Annotated in this window: 18 protein-coding genes; 15 read left to right on the forward strand and 3 right to left on the reverse strand. The window is 41.6% G+C overall.

Annotated features, from left to right (window positions below):
• The first annotated feature begins 2 nt into the window (after positions 1–2).
• The 11 genes from queG to B1K71_RS05230 all read left to right on the forward strand — a co-directional run bounded on the left by queG (position 3) and on the right by B1K71_RS05230 (position 15,078).
• Positions 3–1,148 (forward strand): tRNA epoxyqueuosine(34) reductase QueG, encoded by a 1,146-nt coding sequence (queG, locus tag B1K71_RS05180; RefSeq protein WP_077324925.1) that lies wholly within the window; start codon positions 3–5, stop codon positions 1,146–1,148.
• Between the two features lie 19 nt (positions 1,149–1,167).
• The gene (locus B1K71_RS05185) at positions 1,168–1,683 is read left to right on the forward strand and encodes a methylated-DNA--[protein]-cysteine S-methyltransferase (protein WP_139343302.1); all 516 of its coding nucleotides are present in this window, start codon (positions 1,168–1,170) and stop codon (positions 1,681–1,683) included.
• Positions 1,684–1,865: 182 nt separating this feature from the next.
• Positions 1,866–2,153, forward strand: a complete 288-nt coding sequence (locus B1K71_RS05190) for a DUF5316 family protein (protein WP_077324927.1) — start codon at positions 1,866–1,868, stop codon at positions 2,151–2,153.
• 47 nt (positions 2,154–2,200) lie between these two features.
• Positions 2,201–3,046: an amidase domain-containing protein gene (locus tag B1K71_RS05195; RefSeq protein WP_077324928.1), complete on the forward strand. Its 846-nt coding sequence runs from the start codon at positions 2,201–2,203 to the stop codon at positions 3,044–3,046.
• 43 nt (positions 3,047–3,089) lie between these two features.
• Positions 3,090–3,563, forward strand: a complete 474-nt coding sequence (gene trmL / locus B1K71_RS05200) for a tRNA (uridine(34)/cytosine(34)/5-carboxymethylaminomethyluridine(34)-2'-O)-methyltransferase TrmL (RefSeq protein ID WP_077324929.1) — start codon at positions 3,090–3,092, stop codon at positions 3,561–3,563.
• A gap of 489 nt (positions 3,564–4,052) precedes the next feature.
• Complete coding sequence (locus B1K71_RS05205) at positions 4,053–6,917, forward strand: 2-oxoglutarate dehydrogenase E1 component (protein WP_077324930.1); 2,865 nt, start codon at positions 4,053–4,055, stop codon at positions 6,915–6,917.
• Positions 6,904–8,193, forward strand: coding sequence for a 2-oxoglutarate dehydrogenase complex dihydrolipoyllysine-residue succinyltransferase (gene odhB / locus B1K71_RS05210; RefSeq protein WP_077324931.1), 1,290 nt, complete (start codon positions 6,904–6,906; stop codon positions 8,191–8,193). The genes B1K71_RS05205 and odhB overlap by 14 nt, the downstream gene beginning before the upstream one ends.
• 246 nt (positions 8,194–8,439) lie before the next feature.
• Entirely contained in the window at positions 8,440–10,734 is a 2,295-nt protein-coding gene (gene helD, locus B1K71_RS05215) for an RNA polymerase recycling motor HelD (protein WP_245799170.1), read from the forward strand.
• A 303-nt stretch (positions 10,735–11,037) separates the two neighbouring features.
• Positions 11,038–12,327 carry an NCS2 family permease gene (locus B1K71_RS05220; RefSeq protein ID WP_077324933.1) on the forward strand — a complete coding sequence of 430 codons (1,290 nt, stop codon included), beginning with the start codon at positions 11,038–11,040 and terminating at the stop codon, positions 12,325–12,327.
• 369 nt (positions 12,328–12,696) lie between these two features.
• Positions 12,697–13,887, forward strand: coding sequence for a NupC/NupG family nucleoside CNT transporter (locus tag B1K71_RS05225; RefSeq protein ID WP_077324934.1), 1,191 nt, complete (start codon positions 12,697–12,699; stop codon positions 13,885–13,887).
• Between the two features lie 120 nt (positions 13,888–14,007).
• Positions 14,008–15,078 (forward strand): undecaprenyldiphospho-muramoylpentapeptide beta-N-acetylglucosaminyltransferase, encoded by a 1,071-nt coding sequence (locus tag B1K71_RS05230; protein WP_077324935.1) that lies wholly within the window; start codon positions 14,008–14,010, stop codon positions 15,076–15,078.
• A 56-nt stretch (positions 15,079–15,134) separates the two neighbouring features.
• On the opposite strand, the gene B1K71_RS05235 is transcribed toward B1K71_RS05230, so the two are convergent.
• The 3 genes from B1K71_RS05235 to B1K71_RS05245 form a co-directional block, all read right to left on the reverse strand.
• On the reverse strand, positions 15,135–18,257 hold the full coding sequence (locus B1K71_RS05235; protein WP_077324936.1) for an MMPL family transporter: 3,123 nt from the start codon (positions 18,255–18,257) through the stop codon (positions 15,135–15,137).
• Entirely contained in the window at positions 18,254–18,697 is a 444-nt protein-coding gene (locus B1K71_RS05240) for a MarR family winged helix-turn-helix transcriptional regulator (RefSeq protein WP_077324937.1), read from the reverse strand. Before B1K71_RS05240 ends, B1K71_RS05235 begins: the two co-directional genes overlap by 4 nt.
• Before the next feature lie 252 nt (positions 18,698–18,949).
• Positions 18,950–19,990: a hypothetical protein gene (locus B1K71_RS05245; protein WP_077324938.1), complete on the reverse strand. Its 1,041-nt coding sequence runs from the start codon at positions 19,988–19,990 to the stop codon at positions 18,950–18,952.
• Positions 19,991–20,129: 139 nt separating this feature from the next.
• Between B1K71_RS05245 and B1K71_RS05250 the strand changes: the two genes are divergently transcribed.
• From B1K71_RS05250 to B1K71_RS05265, 4 genes are all read left to right on the forward strand, one after another.
• Entirely contained in the window at positions 20,130–20,591 is a 462-nt protein-coding gene (locus B1K71_RS05250; protein ID WP_077324939.1) for a hypothetical protein, read from the forward strand.
• 113 nt (positions 20,592–20,704) lie between these two features.
• Complete coding sequence (locus B1K71_RS05255; protein WP_077324940.1) at positions 20,705–20,941, forward strand: hypothetical protein; 237 nt, start codon at positions 20,705–20,707, stop codon at positions 20,939–20,941.
• A gap of 444 nt (positions 20,942–21,385) precedes the next feature.
• Positions 21,386–23,134 (forward strand): ABC transporter ATP-binding protein, encoded by a 1,749-nt coding sequence (locus tag B1K71_RS05260; protein ID WP_077324941.1) that lies wholly within the window; start codon positions 21,386–21,388, stop codon positions 23,132–23,134.
• Entirely contained in the window at positions 23,134–25,164 is a 2,031-nt protein-coding gene (locus tag B1K71_RS05265) for an ABC transporter ATP-binding protein (protein WP_077324942.1), read from the forward strand. Before B1K71_RS05260 ends, B1K71_RS05265 begins: the two co-directional genes overlap by 1 nt.
• The last annotated feature ends 16 nt before the right edge of the window (positions 25,165–25,180 follow it).

Consider the following 25,180-nt stretch of genomic DNA (forward strand, 5'->3'; position numbering starts at 1 on the left):
CAATGGATACGGGCACTCTGAAACAGGAGATTGTGGAATACAGCAAAGAAATCGGCATCGACAAAATTGGCTTTGCAGCTGCAGATGTTTTCAGTGAATTGAAGGAACGTCTGCGCAGCCAGCAATCGCTTGGTTATCAGTCCGGTTTTGAAAAGGGAACAATTGAAGATCGGACAGAGCCGGAGCGTCTGCTTCCTGAGGCAAAGTCGATTCTTTCCATTGCGCTTGCCTATCCATCACGCATAAAGGATGCACCAAAAAGTAAGAAGGAATCCAGGCGCGGCGTGTTTTGCCGGGCATCATGGGGTGTCGACTATCACGTTGTTTTACAGGAAAAGCTGGAAATGCTTGCATCATTTATTCGGGAAAAAATGCCTGATGCGGAAACTAAAGTGATGGTTGATACAGGCGAGTTATCCGACCGAGCTGTTGCAGAGCGGGCCGGCATCGGCTTTAGCGGGAAAAATACATCCATTATTACACCGGAATTCGGATCATACGTTTATCTGGGTGAACTCATCACGAATATTCCGTTTGTACCGGATGAACCGCTTGCAGATGGATGCGGGTCCTGCACTAAATGTCTGGATGCCTGCCCAACTGGTGCATTGGTTCAGGGCGGACAGCTCAATGCCCAAAAATGTCTTGCCTTTCAGACCCAAACGAAGGGTTTTCTTGATGATGAATACCGGTCCAAAATCGGCAATTTTATTTATGGCTTCGACACGTGCCAGGTTGTTTGTCCATATAATAAAAAAGTCGATTTTCATGTCCATCCGGAATTGGAACCGGATCCCGAAGTTGCAAAACCACAGTTGAAACCTATGCTGCGGATCTCGAACCGGGAATTTAAAAATACATTCGGTCATATAGCCGGTTCCTGGCGCGGAAAGAAACCGTTGCAGCGGAATGCGCTGATTGCCCTCGCTCACTACAAGGATGAAACGGCAGTTAAGGAGATTATTGAAGTGATGAAACATGATCCGCGCCCGGTTATCCGCGGAACCGCTGCATGGTCTCTTGGGAAAATTGGAACTGACGAGGCGTTTGCTGCAGTTAAGGCCGCTATGGAACAGGAAACAGATGAAAATGTATTATTTGAAATGGAAAAGGGATTGGCATTTCAACAGGAAACCACTGAGATCTAATCGAATGGGGGACGTAACAATGGAACTTTTTTACGATGAAATGGATTCACCAGTTGGCACCCTGCTTCTGATCGGTGATGGGGACAAGATGCTGCGAATTGAGTATGGTACCTTGTCTGATTCGGATGACAAGATGACAGCCTGGGCCAATCGATATTTTGATAAGCCCTGCTTTGTGAAACATCCCGATAAAGTCAAGGAAGCCAAGAGTGAACTCCAGGAATATTTTCTGAATAAGCGGCAGCATTTTACAATACCATTCGAATTTCATGGAACTCCCTTTCAAGTAGAAGTGTGGCGGGCCCTGTTTGATACAATTCCGTTTGGTGCAACAAAAACCTATAAGGGTATAGCCGATACAATTGGTAAACCGAAAGCTGTCCGTGCGGTCGGCGGGGCCGTCAATAAAAATCCATTTTCCATTGTTGTACCATGTCACCGGGTCATTGGTGCAAATGGCAAAATGGTTGGCTACAATGGTGGTCTGGATAAAAAGGAATACTTGCTGAATCATGAAATAGTAGAGTTCGGTTGATTTGAAAGCACGCAATTGTATCGGGCGGGAAGCACTGAATTTTGAGCGATGAATACCCAAACTCGCGCGAACTCTTAATTCGGGACTCTTCAATCAGCCAATTGTACACCTTAATGATGAAACCTTTCAGCCGCAATAACGTAGTATAAGGTAACAACTCCTTATTTAAAGGGTGATTACCTTTGAAACGGGCATTAGGTATAAGTGTTATTACCGCAGCAGTTCTTTTTTTGGTTGGTTTTATTTCCGGGAACCACGATTTGTTCGGAAAAATTGCAGTTGGTATCGGTGTGTTTTTCCTGCTGGTTTCCGGATTAACAAGCGGTTTATTTGTCAGTGGCAGGCAGATGCAGGCTAATTTTCATACCGAAAGCAAAGCGGATCGTGCGGGACGCCGCAATATGATGTTTATCTCCAGCATCATCATGATTCCGCATTTTATCTGCGGTTATTTTCTGCTTATATTATAAGATATGGACATACTTCCTCTTCATAGAATGTAATGGAGGGGATTTTTATGGACGAAATTCGTGATTATTGGCTGGAATATTTTCAGTCGGAACGTAATGATGACAGTTGGTGGGGCAGAAAAAAAGCGTTATGTCGTGACAGGGACGCAGAGATTGTCCGAATCAGCGGGAAGGGAATCAAATATGAGGAACTTTGCTATTCCAATCAAAGAGGCTGTAAATATTTGCTTCATTTATCTTTCCTTTTAAAGCAGCAGGAGACATTTATACGTGAAGAGCAGGTAGTCCCTTTTGAATTTCGTATGGAAAACGGAAAACTGGTACATCATCAGGAAATCAGTATGCCAAATGCACCTCAGGACACCCCAGTTCTGACAGCAGATTCCATGCGCGGTTTATCCGATGAACGCTTCGCTTATGACAGACGTGCTGCTGTACAGTATGCTGAACGCTGGTGGAATAGTTATAACCCTGCATATCGCACATTTGATGTTGACTGTACAAATTATGTATCACAGTGCCTGCGTGCTGGCGGTGCACCAATGCGGGGCGCCCCCGATCGTGGAAATGGCTGGTGGTATCAACACAATAATTGGAGTTACAGCTGGGCGGTGGCACATTCTCTGAGGTGGTATTTAAGCGGGTCAACAGCCGGTTTGAAGGGGAAAGAGCTGGAATCACCCAGTGAACTGATTCCGGGTGATGTGATCTGTTATGATTTCCAGGGAACTGGCAGGTTTGATCACAATACAATCGTTGTCGGCAAGGATGCTTATGGAATGCCGCTTGTCAATGCCCATACAGATAACAGCCGAAACCGCTATTGGTCTTATGAAGATTCACGCGCATGGACACCAGACATTGAATATAAGTTTTTCCGGATTGGCGAGTAGTGGTATAATGATGTGGTTATTAATATTGTAAGGAGAATGAATTGTGAGTTTAAACATCGTTTTGTACCAGCCGGAGATACCTGCAAATACCGGTAACATTGCCAGAACATGCCTGGCAACAAATGCAACGTTACACTTGATTCATCCGCTCGGCTTTTCCACGGATGATAAAATGGTCCGGAGAGCCGGGCTTGATTACTGGGAGCATGTGGATATTCGGGAATATGCATCAATTACGGAATTGTATGATACATATCCAGGTGGAACTTATTATTATATTGAAAACTTCGGGACCAAACAGTATACTGACTGCGATTACGGTAATCCGGAAGATGATTTGTTTTTCGTGTTTGGCCGTGAAACGACAGGTATTCCGAAAAGTTTGCTTGCAGGAAAAAAAGATTACTGTTTACGGATTCCAATGACCGATAATGTACGTTCACTGAACTTATCCAATACTACAGCCATTATCATATATGAAGCATTGAGACAGCAGGGATATTCGGGATTAAGATGAATTTCATGTGCAATCTCACCCCTTATATGTCCGTCCGTACGCGCGTATTTATAAAGGAATAGTTTATCAAAAAAACCGTCATGCATATGGATGACGGTTTTTATTCGTTCTTCTACTGATTTTTCTTCGGTTCTCCGGGTTTTGCTTCATAACCGGATGTGAAGCAGGACACAATAAATGTTACGATAACGCCCATAAGTAAAGCGAGTTTCATGACGTTTCCTCCTTAAAGACTGTATGTAATTAAGTATATTATTTCTATAATGTCCTTATTATACCGAATAAATTCGGGAATGTGAACCTTAAGAAACAGCCTATTGTAAAAACTAAAATGCTGAAAATATCGAAACCTTATTATTTGATTGTTTTCCTGTCATGATTTAGGGTATATTAGTTGATGAAGTTATAGCAGAGTTCTATAATAAAAATTGAGTGTAAATTGACCGTTGAAACAGCGGAGAAACCTAACTTCTAATGGGGGTATAAAACGTGGCACAGAATGAAGAATCGAGCCTTGGATTCTGGGGACAATTTTATGGTCCGAACATGGGGTATATTGAAGAACAGTATGAGCTCTTCAAACAGGACCCTGACAGTGTTGATCCATCGATAAGGGAATTGTTTGATCAACACGGCGCTCCTGAATGGGTGCAGCATACAGGCGAAGCAATACAGACAGTTGCTCAATCCAAGACATCCATAGATGATGTGAAAAAGTTGACCTCAGCAATGAAACTTGTTGAGGCTATTCGTCGTTTTGGACATTTGGATGCAGATATTTATCCGGTGGGGCATGAAGACCGCACAACAGAATTGATACAGCCGGGAGCATACGGATTGTCCGAAGAGGATTTGCGCAGTATTCCTGCATCTTGGCTGTGGGAACAGTCGCCGAACGATGTAAAAGATGGGTATGATGTTGTTAAGCGACTGAAAAAGTATTATGCAGGAACGATTACATTTGAGTACGACCATGTGAATAATGAGGATGAGCGTCAATGGCTTCTGGAACGCATAGAGACAGGTGAGTTTCATCTCCCTCTTTCAAATGATGAGAAAAAGCAATTGCTTGAACGCCTTGCTCATGTTGAAGGCTTTGAAGGATTTTTACAAAAAACGTTTGTTGGACAGAAACGTTTTTCAATCGAAGGTCTGGAAGCAATGGTTCCCATGCTCGATCGTATCGTGAAATATGCTACTGAAGAAAAAACAGAGCACATTATGATGGGGATGGCCCACCGCGGCCGTTTAAGCGTACTGGCTCATGTGCTTGGAAAACCATATGATAAAATTTTCTCCGAATTCCAGCATTCACCTGATAAAGAACTAATGCCATCAGAAGGTTCAACCGGGGTTACTTACGGGTGGACTGGTGATGTGAAATATCATTTTGGTGCAACAAAAGAAGTCAGGGATGAGGATGAAGCAACAACACGGATTACGCTCGCCCATAATCCGTCACACTTGGAATTTGTAAATCCGGTAGTAGAAGGGTTTGCCCGAGCAGCCCAGGATGAACGCTCGGAAAAAGGATACCCTGAACAGGATATCAAAAAAGCAGTCCCTGTTCTGATTCATGGTGACGCTGCGTTTATCGGTGAAGGAGTTGTTGCCGAGACGCTCAATTTAAGCGGGTTATCCGGATACAAAACGGGCGGAACACTGCATATTATTGCAAACAATTTACTTGGGTATACAACAAATCGCACGGATGGGCGTTCAACACGTTATGCCAGTGATTTGGCTAAAGGATTTGAAATTCCAATCATCCACGTAAATGCGGATGATCCGATTGCATGTGTATCGGCAATCAGTATTGCGTATGAATATCGTCAGAAATTCCATAAAGACTTCCTGATTGATTTGGTCGGTTATCGTCGCTATGGTCACAACGAAATGGATGAGCCAAGAGCAACACAGCCTTATCTGTATCAAACAATTGACAAACATCCCACAGCGGCAAATGTTTTTGCAGAGCGATTAAAGGAAAAAGGAATTATAAATGATGATGATTTTAATCAGGTGAAAGAAAAGGTTGAAACCGGTCTTCGTGAAGTATACGAAGGGATGAGCGAAAACAGCGCTGCTGAACCTGAAATCAAAAGCATGCCAAAAGCACTCACGAATGGGTTGGACAGGTTTAAGACTGCAGTTCCATTGGATGATCTTAAAGCATTGAACGCTGGATTGCTTAAACGTCCGGAAGGTTTCACAGCATTGAAGAAACTGGAGAAAATTCTGAAACGCCGTGAGAATGTTTTGGAAGAAGGCAATAAAGCTGACTGGGGTGCCGGCGAAGCATTAACATATGCATCGATTCTTAAAGATGGTATTCCAATCCGGATTACCGGGCAGGATACGGAGCGAGGAACGTTTGCCCACAGACACATGGTTCTGCATGATGTGAATACAGGTGAAACGTATTGCCCATTGCACGGATTGGATGAGGCACAGGCTTCATTCGATATTCGCAACAGTCCGCTCTCTGAAGCTGGTGTGCTTGGCTTTGAATACGGTTATAGTGTTGAATCGCCGAATACACTGGTTATTTGGGAAGCGCAATTTGGTGATTTTGCCAATGCCGGACAGGTTATTTTTGATCAGTTTATTTCAGCAAGCCGGGCCAAGTGGGGCGAAAAGTCCAATATGGTAATGTTACTGCCGCATGGTTATGAAGGACAGGGACCGGAACATTCGAGTGCACGTCTGGAACGTTATTTACAGCTTGCCGCTGAAAATAACTGGATGGTTGCAAATGTAACGTCATCCGCACAATTTTTCCACCTGATTCGTCGTCAGGCAGCAATGCGTGGAACAGAAGAGGCGCGTCCGTTGATTTTAATGACACCAAAAAGTTTGCTTCGTAATCAGCGTGTTGCATCGGCTGCAGAGGAATTTACGGACGGGAATTTCATGCCGCTTCGTCAGCAGCCTAACTTGAAGGTGAGCAAGAAAAACGCCAAACGTCTGTTGATCGGCAGTGGTAAAGTAATGGTCGACATTGAAGAAGCACTTGATGAATCAGGAGAAAACTTTGATTGGCTTCGGGCGCTTCGTCTTGAGCAAATTTATCCATTTCCGAAAAAACAACTTGAAAAAGCATTAAGAGAACTTCCTAACCTGGAAGAAATCGTCTGGGTACAGGAAGAACCTAAAAATATGGGCAGCTGGGATTTTGTTGATGATTACCTCCGAGATTTATTAAAAGAAGGGCAATCTTTACGATACATCGGCCGTCCTGAGCGTTCGGCTCCGGCCGGCGGGGAACCAAATGTCCATAAAGCTGAACAAAGTGAAATTATCAAAGAAGCGATAAGCGAGTCAAAAGGAGGAGATTCCAGTGAACGAAATTAAAATTCCGGAACTTGCAGAGTCCATTACAGAAGGTACTATTGCTGAATGGTTGGTTAAAAAAGGTGACAAAATTGAAAAAGGCGATCCTGTAGTGGAACTGGAAACAGAAAAAGTTAATGTTGAGGTAAACTCCGATTATGCCGGTGTTGTTACTGAAATTTTGAGTGAAGAAGGCGATGATGTCGAAGTTGGCGACGTAATTGCCAAAGTCGATGAAAATGGAGAAGCAGGCGGTGATGGTGCTTCTGCCGATTCATCAAACGAAGCGAATTCAGATGAACCAAAAGCGGAAGATTCCAAGAAACAAGAAGCCCCTAAAGAAGAAACAGAAATTGAGAACAGTAAAGAGGAATCCAAGGATGCTTCAGAAAGCGGCGATGTGATTGCTTCCCCGGCTGCCCGCAAGCGTGCTCGTGAATTGGGGATTGATTTGAGCAAAGTGCAGGCACGTGATCCACTGGGTCGTGTCCGCCCGGAAGATGTGGATGCTGCAGCTAAAGGTGGAACTGAACAGAAAGGATCCAAACCGAAGCAAAAAGAAGAGAGCGGAAAGTCCGAGAAGAAAGAATTCGATAAGCCGGTTGAGCGCGTGAAAATGACCCGCCGCCGTCAAACAATTGCAAACCGCCTTGTGGAAGTCCAGCATGAAGCGGCAATGCTGACTACTTTCAATGAAGTAGACATGACGAATATAATGAAGCTGCGCAGTGAACGTAAAGAAAACTTTATTAAAAAACATGACGTTAAACTTGGTTTTATGTCATTCTTTACAAAAGCAGTAATTGGCGCTTTGAAAGATTTCCCTTATCTGAATGCTGAAATTCAAGGCAAAGAGCTTGTCCTTAAAAAATTCTATGATATCGGTATTGCGGTATCAACGGAAGAAGGTTTAGTGGTACCGGTTGTTCGCGATGCTGACCGACTTGATTTTGCCGGGGTTGAACGTGAAATCGGAAACCTTGGTAAGAAAGCAATGAATAAGCAACTGAAAATGGAAGATCTGCAAGGCGGCACCTTTACAATTACCAATGGCGGTACTTTTGGATCCATGCTGTCAACACCAATCTTAAACGCACCACAAGTTGGTATTCTTGGCATGCATAACATCCAAAAACGTGCCATGGTTATGCCGGATGATTCCATTGAGGTTCGTCCAATGATGTATCTGGCACTTTCCTATGACCACCGTATTGTGGATGGAAAAGATGCAGTACAATTCCTTGTACGCATTAAAGAACTGCTGGAAGATCCTTACGATTTATTGTTGGAAGGATAATGAATACCAAAAAACCCCGTGACGGTTAACACCATTGCGGGGTTTTTGTGTATAAAAATAATCCGGCTTTGAAAAATTCAAAGCCGGATTATTTTTATAAAAAGTTATTGCATTGTAAATAATAGCATGGTAAACTAAGTAAGTTAGAGTCAAATTTCAATTTAATGATATATAACTATCCATTATTATTATAACATCATTAAAAATGAAAGTCAAACAGAATATAAAATGAATGGGGTTGATTGCTTGAGTCATGCAAAAAGCCGCGCAGATGAGCAGCGGCGGGTGAATGATGTTATTCAGGAAATCAATATAAAAGAAGAGAGGCTGAATGCTAAATCTTCCGGTTTGAAAGAAAGTGTTATTAACTTAAGAAAAAACTTTTGGGAAGACGTGACTGTAAACCTTGATGAGCCTGATGATGTCATTGAAACGCAGGCAAGCATTAAGCAGCAGGCAGAGTTGTTATCTGAAAGGGAACGCACGCATGGAAAAATCGATGACGAACTGAAAATACTTTACAGGCTGAAAGATTCACCTTATTTTGGACGGATTGATTTTAAAGAACAGGGCAGTGAAAAAGAAAATATTTATATTGGAATTTCCTCATTAATGGATGATCAGGAAGAGGATTTTCTTGTTTATGATTGGCGCGCCCCGATTTCCAGCCTATACTATGATTACCCTCCAGGTAAGGCAGCATATGAAACCATTGATGGAATAATCGAGGGAGAAATAGCTTTAAAACGGCAATTTATCATAAGACAAGGGCTGATTAAAGGTATGTTCGATACAGGCATAACCATTGGGGATAAACTTTTACAGCAGGCCCTTGGCAATAACGCAAGTACCAGTATGAAAAGTATTGTTGCAACCATTCAGCAGGAACAAAATAAAATAATCCGGAATGAGCGAAGTAAACTTTTGATTGTTCAAGGAGTGGCAGGAAGCGGAAAAACGTCAGCCGCGCTCCAGCGAATTGCCTACTTGATGTACCGTTACAGGGAAGAACTCCATCCTGACAATGTGGTTCTATTTTCACCAAACCCATTATTCAGCAGTTATATTGCAAATGTACTGCCTGAACTTGGAGAAGCCAATGTCAGGCAATATACCTTTTATGATTATGTGGAAAATCGGGTTGAATCAACTATTTCGGTTGAATCTCCCTTTGATCAGATGGAATATGTCCTGACACAGGAAAATCAGGACGGTTACGCAGTCCGTATGAAAAATATTGATTATAAATCGGGTACAGGTTTTAAACATATGATCAATCAATTTGTAAAACATTTGATGAAGGGTGAAATTCAGTTCAGAAACATTACCCTTCATAATGAAGTCCTTATTTCCAAAGAACAAATCCGGGATTATTTCTACACCTTGGACAGTTCCATCGCCATTCCAAATAAAATGGAGCTTGTAGTTAAATGGCTGCTGAAGGAATTAAGGAAACATCAAAAGGAAGAAAAGCGGAAGGATTGGGTGATGGAGCGCGTTGAACTTCTGAACAAAGAAGATTACGCACAAGCGTATTATAAAAATGAAGAAATGGATGCTGATGATCCGGCCATGGAGGAAGAGATTCTTCGTACCGAAATTGTAAAACGGGCATTTTCAGCAATAAAAAAACGTGTGAAGCGGATGGAATTTGTTCATGTATTCAAAACGTATCGTCGGTTATTTACGGAGTGGACACCACCGGAAGCGCCGGAATATTGGAACGAAATATCCGATTTGACTGAGAATAATCTGCTGAAAAATTTCTTATCCTGGGAAGACGCAACACCATATCTCTATTTTAAAGACAGCATTCTTGGTGCAAGTTCGGATCGTTCGGTACGTCACCTTTTCATAGATGAAGCACAAGATTTTTCCGCATTTCAGTTTGCGTACTTGAGTGATGTTTTTCCATATACCCGGATGACGTTATTGGGTGATATCAATCAGGCAATTTTTGCAAATACGGTAGAGGATAATCCATTGCTCCCGGAGCATATCAGAGAAAGCAACGAGCGGATTACCCTGACTAAAAGCTATCGCTCCACCAGACAAATTGTAATGTTCACTTCCTATTTTGCGCCGGATGGGGAGAAGATCGAACCATTTAATCGGGATGGTATGAAACCGCAGCTAATCCAATTAGAAAATGAAAAGGACTGCACTTCTGCAATGCTGCATTCAATCCACGGACTTCAGGAAAAAGGCAGCGAAACAATTGCAATTATTTGCAAGACAATGGAGGAAAGCGATGCTGTTTTCAAATCTTTGGATGGAAAAGTTCCAGTAAAACAAATAAATGAAGAAACGTACAATTTTGAAAAAGGGCTGCTCATTCTTCCAGTCTATTTGGCGAAGGGAATCGAATTTGATGCAGTCATTATTCCGAATGCGGAATCGATGATGCATGCGGAAAAAACACTTTTTTACACCGCTTGTACGAGGGCTATGCACCAGCTTGTGATGATTGGTGGCAAGAATATGAACGAATTATTCGGTGATATCCCGAATTATATATATGATGTAGATTCCCGCCCTTAAAGGTTGATATCTTGTCTGTGAAGGTTGATATTCTGGCATTGATGGTTGATAACCGGAATATGACGGTTGATAACTTCTTCTTCAAGGTCGATAACGGTATACGAAGGTTGATTCCCAGTTACGTTTGAGGGAATGGTTTTGAAATTGTAGAGGCATATTGATTTGAGATAGGTACTCATTCCCCGTGACAATGTGTTTGAACCGCCTGCCATCGAAAAGATCTTCCGAAATCATTGCAATTACTATTAAAAACGAATATTATATTAATTGTTGGTAATATTATTCGGAAGTTAGGTGGAAAACGTGGAGAAACTATTTAAGTTTAAACAAAACAATACAGATATCCGAACAGAAGTTGTCGCGGGGATTACAACTTTTTTGACCATGGTCTATATTATTGTGGTAAACCCGGCGATTTTATCTGCAGCGGGTATTCCATTTGAACAGGTCTTTATGGCGACAGTTATTTCCGCAGTTGTCGGGACGGTATTTATGGCACTGGGGGCGAACTATCCGATTGCCATTGCTCCTGGTATGGGAATGAATGCATATTTTGCCAGTGTTGCTGCAAGCCAGGATGTATCATATCAGATTGTACTGGGAACGGTTTTTCTCGCCGGAATTATTTTTATTGTGTTAAGTTTTACCAAATTGCGTGAGACGTTGATTGAAGCGATTCCTCCATCACTTAAATTTGGTATCACATCCGGAATTGGCTTGTTTATTGCGTTTCTCGGGTTAAAAATGTCCGGAATAGTAGTCCCGAATGAAGCAAACATGATCGGGTTTGGTGATTTGCACCAGCCATTGACATTGCTGACACTGGCTGGTCTTTTCATTACGTTAATGTTAATGGCGTGGAATATTAAAGGGGCATTATTCATTGGGATGCTTGTTACCGGGATTATCGGATTCTTCACAGGTCAACTCGATTTCAATGGTGTAGCATCAATGCCTCCCGCTCCAGTATTTTTTGACCTTGATATTGGCGGTGTTTTTGCCAATGGTCTTTATACTGTTATATTTGCCTTTTTGCTTGTTACCATTTTTGATACTACCGGAACGATGATTGGTGTGGCTGAGCAGGCGGGCTTCATGAAAAATGGGAAGCTGCCGCGGGCCAAATCGGCGTTGTTGGCGGATGCAACAGCTACTACTGTCGGCTCTATGTTTGGGACAAGTCCTTCATCTGCATATGTTGAGTCAACATCTGGTGTTGCGGCAGGCGGCAGAACAGGACTGACATCAATTGTAGTTGCAGTTTTGTTCGCAATTTCCATTTTCTTTACACCTATTATCAGTGCAATTGCTGATTTGCCTGCAATAACGGCACCGGTTTTAATCATCGTTGGCTGTTTTATGATGGATGGTTTGGCACGGATTAATTGGAAAACATTCGACGAGGCATTCCCGGCATTTGCAATTATTATTATGATGCCGTTAACGTCAAGTATTGCAACGGGAATATCCGTCGGCTTTATCACATATCCGCTCCTGAAACTAGTCAGTGGAAAAGGAAAAGATGTTCATTGGATCCTGTACTTTTTTGGAATTATTTTTGTGCTGCAAATGATTTTCTTCCCGGCACATTAATGTTAAGGGCTTCAGCTGGATAACCAGTTGAAGCCTTTTTACATTAGATTACCGAATGAGCCACGTCCAGCCCCAGCGCCCAGAAAGGCATTTATATCGATAGAACAGCGGGTATATCGGCACTACTGCCTGTTCAAGCCCGATTGGTTCAACTAATATTCAGCGGGAAACCACTACTGAATAAAGTTTCACTATATACGTTGCTAAACGGGTGCTTGCGCTTTTTTTTTATGATTAATTAAGTCAGGGTCAAGGGTATACTAAAAAAAGATTACCGAAAATATAACTTGCAAGACGTCTGACAACCTGCTAAAATCACTTATGGATTTGAAAACAGTTTCAGACAACTATGATAAGGGAGGATCATACGTGGAAATTCTTCTTGGGTTATTGGCAATTATTATCGTTCTGGGTATTGCGTACTTAATGTCCAATGACCGAAAAAATATTAATTACCTCGGTGTCGGGGTTATGTTGGTTGGACAACTATTAACAACTTGGTTCATGTTTGCAACAGATATTGGTCAAGCTGTTATAAATGGTATTTCAGCCGGATTTAACAAATTGATTGAATTCGGTACGGAAGGAATTAATTTCATATTGGGCGGTGTGGCACGGGTAGATGGTGGAAGCATCTTTTTCTTTGATGTGCTGCTTCTGATTATCTTTTTCTCGACAATTTTGTCTGTATTGACGTATTTAAAAATCTTGCCCCCAATTATTAAATATCTTGGTGGTTTTTTATCAAAAGTTACCGGTTTGCCGCGAATAGAATCATTCAACGCAGTGAACAGTATCTTTTTTGGGCAGTCAGAAGCATTGCTGGCTATAAAATCACAATTTCACCATTTAAGTGAAAACAGATTGTACATTGTCAGTGCATCTGCAATGGGATCTGTATCTGCATCGATTGTAGGGGCGTATATCCAAATTTTACCGCCCGAATACGTGCTCGTGGCATTGCCTTTGAATATGTTCAGTGCACTGATGATTGCATCCGTAATCGCACCGGTTAATGTTCCGAAAGAAGAGGATCATGTTGATATAAAAGAAGTTTCAACTGATAAAAGTCTTTTTGAAGCAATGGGTAATGGTGCACTTGACGGCGGAAAAATTGCATTAATTGTTGCAGCGATGCTTGTTGCCTTTATTGCCTCGTTAAATCTGGTTAATTGGCTTATTCAATTCATTTTTGCGGGAGTTACACTTCAGGAAATACTTGGCTATGTTCTTGCCCCAATTGGTATACTGATGGGGATTGACCCAAGTGAAGTAATTAAGGCAGGCGGCGTAATGGGTACCAAAATCGTGACAAATGAATTTGTGGCCATGCTGGAATTTGAAAAAATGCTTGGAAGCATGTCGGAAAAAACAATCGGTATCGTGACTGTATTTTTGACCAGTTTTGCAAACTTTTCATCGATTGGAATCATTGCCGGTTCTGTACAAGCCATCGACAGTAAAAAAGCTGTTGAGGTTTCCGGATTTGGCATGAAACTTCTGATTGGTGCGACATTGGCATCTATCTTGTCAGCAACAGTTGCAGGCCTGTTTCTTTAGATTTTAAAAAAACCGTCTCATGTGCAGGCGGTTTTTTTAACTCTTTATTGTGGAATGTGTATTGTTTTGAGATAATTTAAGCAGATGTATTTTGTTTTACGAAAGAAGGGGGCTAAACTGATGGGTGCAAACCGAATTATGTTTACCGGCGGTGGAACTGCCGGCCACGTTATAGTCAACCTTGCTCTCATTCCGATTTTCCAAAAAGAGGGCTGGGAAATTGATTATATAGGTTCCAAAGGTGGTATTGAGCGTAAACTGATAGAGAAGCTTGACGGCGTTACATATTATCCGATTTCAACAGGAAAATTAAGAAGATATATGTCAAAAGAAAATTTTAAGGACCCATTCAAAGTGATGAAAGGTACCATGCAGGCATGGCGGATAATCGGTAAACGGAAACCGTCCGTCATTTTTTCCAAAGGTGGATTTGTGTCAGTTCCTGTCATCATGGCCGCCAAGATGCGTGGTGTGCCATCGATTATTCACGAATCCGATTTTACACCGGGACTCGCAAATAAATTAGCGATTCCATTTGCTGAAAAGGTGCTTGCGACATTCCCGGAAACAATGAATTACCTGCCGGAGGAAAAAGCGGAATATGTTGGTGCTGTAATCCGCGATGAACTTTTCGAAGGTGACAAGGAAGAGGGACTGAATCACTGCGGGTTTGACCAAAAGAAACCAGTGTTGCTGATAATGGGCGGCAGCGGCGGTTCCGAGAAAATCAATCAAACTGTAAGAAGCAGTCTTGATAAATTGTTGCCGGAATTTCAGATTGTCCATATTTGCGGTTATGACAAGATGGATGAATCCTATAATCAGGAAGGTTATAGGCAATTTGAATATGTAAATGAGGAATTAAAAGATCTTTTCGCTGCAGCAGACTTTATCCTTTCCCGGGCAGGATCCAATGCCATTTTTGAATTTTTGGCATTGCGAAAGCCGATGCTGCTGGTGCCATTATCAAGGCAGGCAAGCAGGGGAGATCAAATTATCAACGCACAATCATTTAAGGAACAGGGGTATGCCCGTATTTTGGAAGAAGAGGAAATGAGTGAAGAATCGCTTGTTAGCGAGTTATTCAAGCTTAAGGAAAAATCTCCTGTCATTACAGATAATATGAAAAAGTACCACAGCGACAAATCCCGTGACCGGGTAATTGAAATTATAAAAACGACTATGAACTAAAAAAACTGACTCCCAATTGTGGAGTCAGTTTTTTGTTTTGGTTTGTCGCCGAATATTTATTTTTTAAATGGCCACCAGTTTGCTTTGCCGAACAGGCGGACCAATACTGGTATAAACAACGGCAGCATTACAAAAGCATAAAGGAACAGGCCGAAGATGACGACTGTTGCAATTTGCAGAAGTGACAGAACACCTGATGGGAGCATTGCTCCAAATGTTCCGGCCAAAATGATTGCCGCTGAAATGATAACTGTTCCCATGTTTTTCATGGCAGACAGCAATGCCTCTTTAATGCTGCCATTTTTATATTCATTGAAGCGGTCCATTACAAAGATGCTGTAATCGATACCGAGTGCCATGAGCATAACAAAAGCGAAAAATGGGATAGCCCATGACAGTCCCGCATAATCAAATATATTAACAAAGATCAGCTCAGCAAAAGCCATCGATGTGAAATACGTCAGAATCAAGGATCCAATCAGGTAGATTGGCATGATTAATGAACGGAGCAGGATCACAAGGATAATGAAAATACCTGCTATCATCAAAATGGCTGTTCGGGTATAGTCAGCATCGGAGATATTCTGCAAATCATTGTTCGTACTGCTGACCCCGCCAATTTTTGGATCGCTGTTGGCAAAAACAGTGTCCTTTTTGTTGTCATTAAATGTTTTTTCGATTTTATCAACCATCTGGATAGCTTTGGTTGAATACGGATTTGAATCAAGTACGACATCGAACTTGGCAATGGTTTTGTCATCAGAAAGATACGGTTTTGTACCTTCGATGAAATCTTCATTTTCCACTGCCTGTTTTGGAATCACAACCGTACTGTCAGTGCTGTTTGTCTCAAAATCACCGAGATAACGCTCAACATCGTTTAATCCGTTATTGATTTTTTTCAGGCCGTCAGAACTGTCATCCAAGCCGCCGGATAATTTTTTTAGCTGGCTTTGCATATCCGAAAATGCGGTCTTCAATTCTTTTTGACCGCCATAAATTTGCGACAGGCCATCCTGCAGGTTCGGTATTTTATTGACAACTTGGCCTTGACCATCAGCTGCCTGGTTCAGACCGGATTGCAGTTGTTCAATGGCACTGATTAATTGGCCAATTCCATCTGACAATTTTTGCTGTCCGGCGATGGATTGTTCGAATTTGCTGTTCAACGTGTTTAATGGAGCGATAACTTTTTGTTGAACCTGGTCTTCGGCACCGGAAAGTTTTTTTAGTTGTTCTTGCATCTGTTTGATGCCATCGATAGTTCCGTCAATCTGCCCAATGGCTGTTTTTAATGCTTTGCTATTTTTTAATTCGGGATTTTGTTCCATAACTGTTTGAATATTGTTTTTGGCATCATTAAGTGTTTCGATCATGGCCTGCAAATCACTTGCTGGTACTGATTTCGCACCGAATTGATCCAGCCCGTTGGCAATCTCCTGATACCCATTGAGCAGCTTTTGATTTCCGGCAATCGATTGATCCAGATTACTTTTAATCGTTTGCAGATTGCTCTTGATCTCCTCTGCACCTGTTGCACCTGACTGAATCCCGTTTTGAATTTCACCGAGTGCATTGCTGATGTCCCCAAGGCCATTATTTGCTTTTTGTGTTCCTTGCATCAGCTGATTGACACCTTCTTCCGCATTTTGTAACTGCGGCAAGGATTTGTTCAGTTCAGAAGCAGCTTCCTGCAGGCCGTCCTGAATTTTTTTGATGCCTTTTGTACTTTTATCAACTCCGCCGGCAAGTTGGTCTGTCTGACTTTTTACAAGAAAGTCGTCAATAATTTCACCAGCCGGTCTTGTTGCACTGCGAACCTGATCGACACCGTCCATTTGTGCCAGTTCCTGTGAAATATCAGCTATATCCTGGTATTCACTTACAGAATCAATCGGATGATCCGCTTTAACAACTACGGTAGATGGCATCGTCTGACCGGGACCAAAGCTATCCGCAATCATGTTAAACCCTTCTACGGATCCATATTCATCACCGATTTCTTCAAGCGAGTTATAGGATTTGGCGCCATCGTAAGTCAATAGGGCAGGTACAGTAATGACAGCAACAATTAACAGCGCCAAAATCGGTCGAGCCCAGGCGAATTTTCCGGCGGTTCCCCAGATCCTGCTTTCTTTATGACTGACATTTTTATCAAACGGCCAAAAGAGTTTTTTTCCTAAGACAGTCAGGAAAAACGGCACTAATGTCGCAAGTGCAATGAGGACAACTGCGACACCAACTGCTACTGCAACAGCAGATTGGTATAGGGAAAAAGTTGAAAGTCCAATTGTGGAAAACCCAATCAGAACAGCCAAACCTGCGAAAAAGATTGTTTTCCCGCCAGATTTATAAGTTGCTATAACTGCATCCTTTACCGATTCTTGGGTGCTTATTTCTTCTTTGAATCTGCTGATCAATAAAATGCAGTAATCCGTTCCGATTCCAAACATGACAGCAACCATGAATATTTGGGTAAAGGTTGATAACGGAAATCCGGCAGTATCCGCTAAAATTGCAACGACACCTTGTGCAGCAAGATAGCTTATGCCAACGGTCAAGAGTGGGATAAATGGTGCCACTACAGACTTAAAGACGGCAAACAAGATAATCAGGATGAGTACAACCGTAATTATTTCAGTTTTTTTCAGACCTTCTTGCGAGTTTTTAATGATGTCCTGCTGAATGTAATCCTGTCCGGTAAGATAATGCTCTACCTTGATATCATCAACTGTATTGTAAATTTTCTCCCTGGATTGATCAATCTCCTGATTTTTCAGGGAAACACTGAATGGAACTAATATAGTTGAGTCGTCTTTAGAAACGGTTTGTTCCTCAATTTTTTTATCATCCGTAAACGCCAGAATATCTGAAATTCCGAGGTGATCTTTATTTCTTTTTAGTTGATTGATTGCGTTTTTGACTTCATTTTTTTCAGATTTATCGAGCCCATTATCATCATGGAATACAAGGACAGCACTTGTTGTTTGCGCTCCGTTATCCGAAGACATTTCCTCAAGTAACTCTTGTGCCTCTTGTGATGGATAATCCTCAGGTACAGTAATCTGTCCTTTTTTACTGACAAGTTCCTGCAGGTTTGGCGCCAGGATAAATAACGCTGCTACTCCGATTACCCAGGCAGCTGCGATCAGCCATCTGAAGCGTAAAATGTGTTTCATAGGGATGTATCCTCCCGTTCCATGATGGCAGCTAATTTTTCAAGTGAATGGATGAAGGTCGTTATTTCTTCTTCTTCAAAGTGTCCAAGGTATTTACCGATTTCAGCATAGATTTCCTTTTCGGTATATGTGATCAGATCAATTCCTTTTTCAGTGACATATAAATATACGTTCCGCCGGTCTTTTTGATCCCGTACCCGTTTGATTAATCCTTTTTCATACAAACGGGTAATTTGTGCGGTGACTGCACTTTTCCCAACTCCGAATGTTTGTGCAATTTCTGTACTGGTACATTTTTCATGCTGTTGAATGTATTGCAGTGTTGAAAATTGGTCTGTTGTAATATCGGAATGTATTTTTTCTTTCATCATTATGTTTACGTTGCGGTAAATGCTGTTCGTTGCATCCTGATACCGGCCGATCAGTTTTTTCAGTTCCATGTCGCACCTCCTGATTTATGGTTCAATAGATGAATAGTTTCATAAGTGAACTATTATAGCTTAACAGCGTATAGAATATTTGGCAATAAAAAAATATAGGAAAAGAGACTAGGACAAAAGTGTTTTATCCATAGTAATATCCGAACAACCTATTGGAAAATGGCGCGAATAACCGCTCCGGAAATATACTACGCTAAATTTCCAATTGTTCGTCTTTTGGATTACACTTTTCTGATATGTCCTAGTCTCTTTCTACTGTACGGCTTCCTGCTGTTTTTCTCTTGCCATGAATCGTGATTTTACATAAATTGCTATTTGTGCAATGATCGAAATCAAAACTACCCATGCCCATATGTTCATAAAAGCGGTCTGGAAATTATACAATGGTTCAGGTATTGTATAAAACGGATTTAAATGCATTACCCATGTAAATGTATAAAACATACCGAATGTAAAATTTCGGGACCATTGTGTCACTTGATACGTCAGAATGCCCTCATTCAGCCCATAGCGGTAAATGCGTTTAGCCGCCCGGACGATTTCCAAAATCTCAACTGCAATTACTAGAACAAATACGAGAATCCAAAAAACGGATACAAAAAATGGTGTGAATGTATTTGTTGTCACAATCGCGAGCCCGGTAATTGAAAGCGCCCCATGAATAATACAATTCGTGTTTTCCCAATCATCTGCCATGTTCCAGTCTTTATTTCGGAAATATCGGTTACAAATCAAGGTGATGCTGGAAAGATAGAAAATGAGACCTAAAATAATGATTCCTTCCGAAAAATAGACAGGAAACGTGAAAAAAACATTGTTTAGCAGTATGACGATTGATTGTGTTCCGACTGTAGATAACAGGATTGCGCCATGAACCGGATAGCCTTTGTGATCAAAAAATAATTGCTTGAAATTATAAAAACAATTGGCCAAAAAAAATAGAAATAAAAACGTATTGAAAATGGCCATCGTTTCGGTCATAAGGGCAATGCCCGGGAAGTACCGCAAAAACACATTGCAGAGCACGGATACACCGGCAATCCATGTTCCAATCACGAATGAGTTGACCGGATGCTTGACGAATGGAATTAAAAAATCCCGGTGAAAAAATTGCACAGATAAATCTTTGTAAATAATAATCCAGGCAATAAGAAGTAAAAATGCCAGATATTTTCCAAGTTGGATATCAAGAAGGGGAAAAGCCTCCACCGCTCCAATCAGGAAAATACCATTTGCCATAATGATGGCTGCATTTGCAGGTTCCACTTTTTTGTAGCTGCCTTTTAGTAACATTGCATACCCGCCTATGAAATAAGTTTACTTAATGATTATATCATGTTTGATTTTATTTTCATCAGCGGGATTTGCGTGTGGGGAATGTCACAAAAGTATATGCACATATTGGTTACACTATGGGCAGAGGTGTGACGTTATGAATTATTGGTTTCTCCTGAATGTTGGTTTGTTCGTTTTTGCCGTTGTGAGAATGATACGGGATTTTTCATTCCCGGTACTAGTTGCAGTCTGTGGTCTGCTGTGTATTTTATTCAATTGGAACATGCATGCGATTTTTTCAAAAGTAAGGTATTTAACGAGTCGAAATGAACGGATTAAAATTGCGAAGCGGGCACGTAAGATTATGCCGTTTCATGTACTCATCGGATTAACTGGTTTCAGTCTGATTGTGTTGCATCTATCGCTGATTTTGGGTAACTATGGCTTAGCGGATGTCACGCCGAAAATAATAAGCGGAGGTATTGCTTTTATTGGTGTGACGGGGGTTATGGCAAGTGGGTGGCTGCGGAGGATAAAGGCAACCGGTAAGCGGAGACTGGCACATTTATATTTGTCCATGCTGCTTTATTTTCTAATTCTCCTGCATATTTTCCTTTAAGATGAATGGAGGGAGTAAAAGGAGAGCATTTGTCTTAAGATTTTAAATATTCCATTGTCAAACATTGTCGATTGATGTAAAATAAAGATACCAATTCATAAGGGGTGATATAAATGGGAGCATTTGTAAGGAATTGCCGTTTATGCAAGCAACCGATGGAATCAAGCCCGTTTATGCTGTGTAAAACCTGTCTGGTTGAAAGAGACAGCGTGCGGAGTTATATCGCCAAACGTCCTCATGTATCACTCAAGGAGATTGCTGATTCAACTAATGTCCCGTATGAAAAGGTAAGGAATATGGTAAACCTTGGAGTCAGTATTGGCAAAGAAAATGGCACACAGGTACATTGAAAACCTTATGAGTATGCTGGGGAATATTCCGTACAGCGGATTGTTCTCTTTTATTTTTTGTCTTCAAGTCATACATCACAATTTTTAATAAAAAATTTCCAAAAAAACGTTGACTTAAAATTTTCTTAACACTATAATAATTGAGTACAATAAAACAGAGAGGAGGTCACAATCATGCGAAACAATATCCAACAACAGCAACAACAACAAGGAATGAATCAAGTGCAAATTCAAAAATTAATAATTGGTGTGGCCTTCCTGGACGGTAACATGTAAACTTTACTTCTTAAGATTAACGAACTAGTCACGTGGCCGCACATGCCTGTGACTTTTTTGTGTTTATAAGGGGTACACCATGCTTATTTTCACGACAGCACACGTCACAGGCGTGTGCTTTTGTTGTCTGACAGGAAGGTATTCAGAGAGAGAAAGCGGGTGATTGACATGTTTCAGGTTTTTAAGAAGCTCGATTGGTTTTTCAAACATTACTGGAAGCGGTATACATTTGCAATTATTGCATTGATTATTTCCAGTGCCATTGGGCTGATCCCGCCAAAGCTGGTGGGATATGCAATTGATAAAATACAATTTGAGACGCTGACAATGAAATTATTGGTAATGCTGGTAGTGGGTTATCTCATGTTGACGATTGTCCATTATGCGATCTCATTTCTATGGGATTACACGTTATTCGGCGGTGCGGTCATTTTGGAACGGTGGACACGAAGCAAATTAATGGCGCATTTTCTGAAAATGACTCCGACTTTTTTTGGAAAATACCGTACAGGCGATTTGATGGCCCGCAGCACGAATGATCTGAAAGCGATCAGCCTGACAGCGGGATTTGGGGTGCTGACACTTGTTGATTCCACAACATTCATGTTCATGATTGTGGCAATGATGGGATTTACCATCAGCTGGAAGCTTACACTTGCGGCCTTAATTCCATTGCCAGTTATGGCAATTGTCATGAACAAGTATGGTGCAGCAATTCATGCGAGATTTACCAAAGCACAGGAAGCATTTGCGGATATGAACAATGAAGTGCTGGAGTCGATTCGCGGAGTCCGGGTAATCAGGGCATTTGTGCAGGAAGACCAGGATGAAAATCGGTTCCAGAACATGACGAATGATGTATATGAGAAAAACATCGCAGTTGCCAAAATTGACGCACTGTTTGAACCAACGATGAAAATTCTGGTTGGTTTATCCTATACAATTGGTATTGGATACGGCGCGCTGCTTGTATTTGAAGGCGGGATTACACTAGGTGATTTGGTAACCTTCAACGTATACTTAGGAATGCTTATTTGGCCAATGTTTGCAGTTGGTGAACTAATTAATATTCTGCAGCGCGGGAATGCTTCACTCGACCGGGTGAACAGCACGCTGGATTACAAGGCGGATGTCAAAGATCCGAAGCAGTCTGTGCAAGTCGACAGCCTTAATTCAATTCATTTTGAAGAGGTTTCGTTTTCTTACCCGGAAACCGCTGTCAAACAATTGGAAAATATCAATTTGAATGTGGAAAAGGGACAGACGATTGGGATAGTCGGTAAAACCGGTTCAGGAAAAACAACACTATTCAAGCTGCTGCTTAAGCAATATCCAGGTGTGAAGGGTTCTATTAAAATGGACGGCACTGAACTGGAAGCAATTCGATTGACCCAAGTGCGTGATTGGATTGGATACGTCCCACAGGATCAGATTATGTTTTCAAAATCGATTCGCGAAAACATTCAATTCGGAAAAGAAGACGCTGCTGATCAGGAAATATACCGGGTGATGGAGCTTGCGCATTTTTTGGATGATATAAAACAGCTCCCGAATGATCTGGATACCGAGGTAGGCGAGAGCGGTGTTACGCTTTCCGGTGGACAAAAACAGCGTGTGGCACTTGCACGTGCGTTTATTAAGAATCCTGAAGTACTGATACTGGATGATTCCATGTCCGCAGTCGATGGGAAAACAGAGGCGAAAATAATTGAGCATTTGCGTGAGGAACGTCAAAACAAAACAACCTTTATAGCAGCGCATCGGATGTCTGCTGTCACACATGCAGATCAGATCATTGTGCTGGAAGACGGTAAAATTATTGAAAAAGGAACGCATGAAGACTTAATGAAGCTGGACGGCTGGTATAAGGATCAATATCAGCAGCAGCAACTAAATGATAAGGAGGTGTCCTCCTGATGAAGAATAATTCAACTGAAAAAAGATTATTTCAGTATGCATTACATTTTAAGAAAGGTATTTTAATTGGACTGGGCTGTTTGATCATTGCTGTGGCATTGGAATTGGCAGGTCCCTTAATCGCCAAAACAATCATTGATGAACATATTGTCGGTGTGGAAGGCGAGTGGAGCCAGGTAAAAATGAATGACGATGACGATACTGTCACATTCCAGGGCAATCACTATAAACGGGCAGATCGTGTAAACGAATCTGATAAGGAAACAGGTAAGGCAACGGTTCTGCAAATAGGCACCAATTATTATTTTGTCGATAAACCTATTCCACTGCGAGGGAAACAGCGGGTGGAAAATGGCAGCGTAATCGTAGAAACAGCAGACCAGACAAGAACGTATGAAGGTGAAAAGCTGTCTTTGTCGGAAGTTTATCCCTTTTTCAAGCCGGAACGGGGACCGATCATCTTTTTACTTGGATTATATGTGGTACTTTTGCTGATTGCAGCAATATTCCAGTTCAACGAAACGTTTATGCTGCAGAAAGCATCGAACCAGATTGTTAAAAAAATGCGGAATGATATATTCGCACATACACAGCGGATTCCGATTGATTATTTTGTTGATCAGCCGGCAGGTAAAATTGTAGCCCGAATAACCAATGATACAGAAGCAATCCGTGACCTGTATGAACGTGTGCTGTCCATTGTCGTGACAAGTATCATTTACATGGCAGGTATTTTCGGTGCATTGTTTTTATTGGATGTGAAACTGGCAGCATTATGTCTTCTGCTAATTCCACTGTTGATCATTTGGATGAAAGTTTATAAATACTTTGGTTCGAAATACAATAAGGTGGTACGGTCGACAATCAGTGAAATTAATGGAAATATAAATGAAGCAATTCAGGGGATGCCGATTATTCAGGCATTCAGCAGGGAGAAAAAAACAAAGGAAGAATTTGAAACGTTAAATGACCGGCATTATACGTATCAGCGTAAGCTTGTGAAATTAAGCGCCTTGACTTCATACAACCTTGTTACAGTATTCCGGAACTTAGCGTTTGTCGGTTTTATCTGGTATTTCGGTTCGTTTTCCCTGAACCCGGAAAATATTATATCCATCGGGATGCTTTATGCGTTTGTAGACTACTTGACTCGTTTATTTGAGCCGATGGAAGATATCGTGAATCAGCTGCCGCTGATTGAACAGGCACGGGTTGCCGGATCAAGAGTATTTAAACTGATGGATCACAATGGTGAAAAAGTGATCAATGACAAAATTGATAAGTATAGCGGCAATGTTGAATTTGATCACGTATCGTTTGCGTATAATGATGTGGATTACGTACTGAATGATATTTCGTTTCGTGTAAAATCAGGTCAGACGGCCGCTTTTGTGGGGCATACCGGGTCAGGAAAAAGTTCCATTATGAATCTGTTGTTCCGGTTTTACGATCCGCAGCATGGTTCCATTACCATTGACGGCCATCATACGAAAGAATGGTCCAGGCAGCAGGTGCGGAGCCATATGGGGATTGTACTTCAAGATCCTTTTCTGTTTTCCGGAACCATTCTGTCGAATGTTACGATGGGGGATCATCGTATTGCCCGGGATGCAGCAATTCAGGCATTGAAAGCTGTAGGGGCGGACCGGTTTATAAAAAAACTGCCGAATGGTTTTGATGAAAAAGTGACAGAAGGAGGATCCACCTTTTCACTTGGGGAACGCCAGCTTATTTCTTTTGCTCGTGCGCTGGCATTTGATCCATCTATACTAATATTGGATGAGGCAACTGCAAACATCGATACCGAAACGGAAGCGATGATTCAGCATGCGCTTGATGTACTGAAAAAAGGCAGAACAACACTCGTCATTGCACACCGTTTATCCACCATTCAGGAGGCAGATACCATTTTTGTACTTGAAAATGGTATAATAAAAGAACGAGGCAGCCACCATCAGTTGATTGATGGAAAAGGTATTTACTATCATATGTACCAAATGCAGCAGGGGAAGGCCAAGCGGGCAGTCTGACCAATCGATTGTTGTG

This window comes from Virgibacillus siamensis (assembly GCF_900162695.1).
GTDB lineage: Bacteria > Bacillota > Bacilli > Bacillales > Amphibacillaceae > Lentibacillus > Lentibacillus siamensis_A.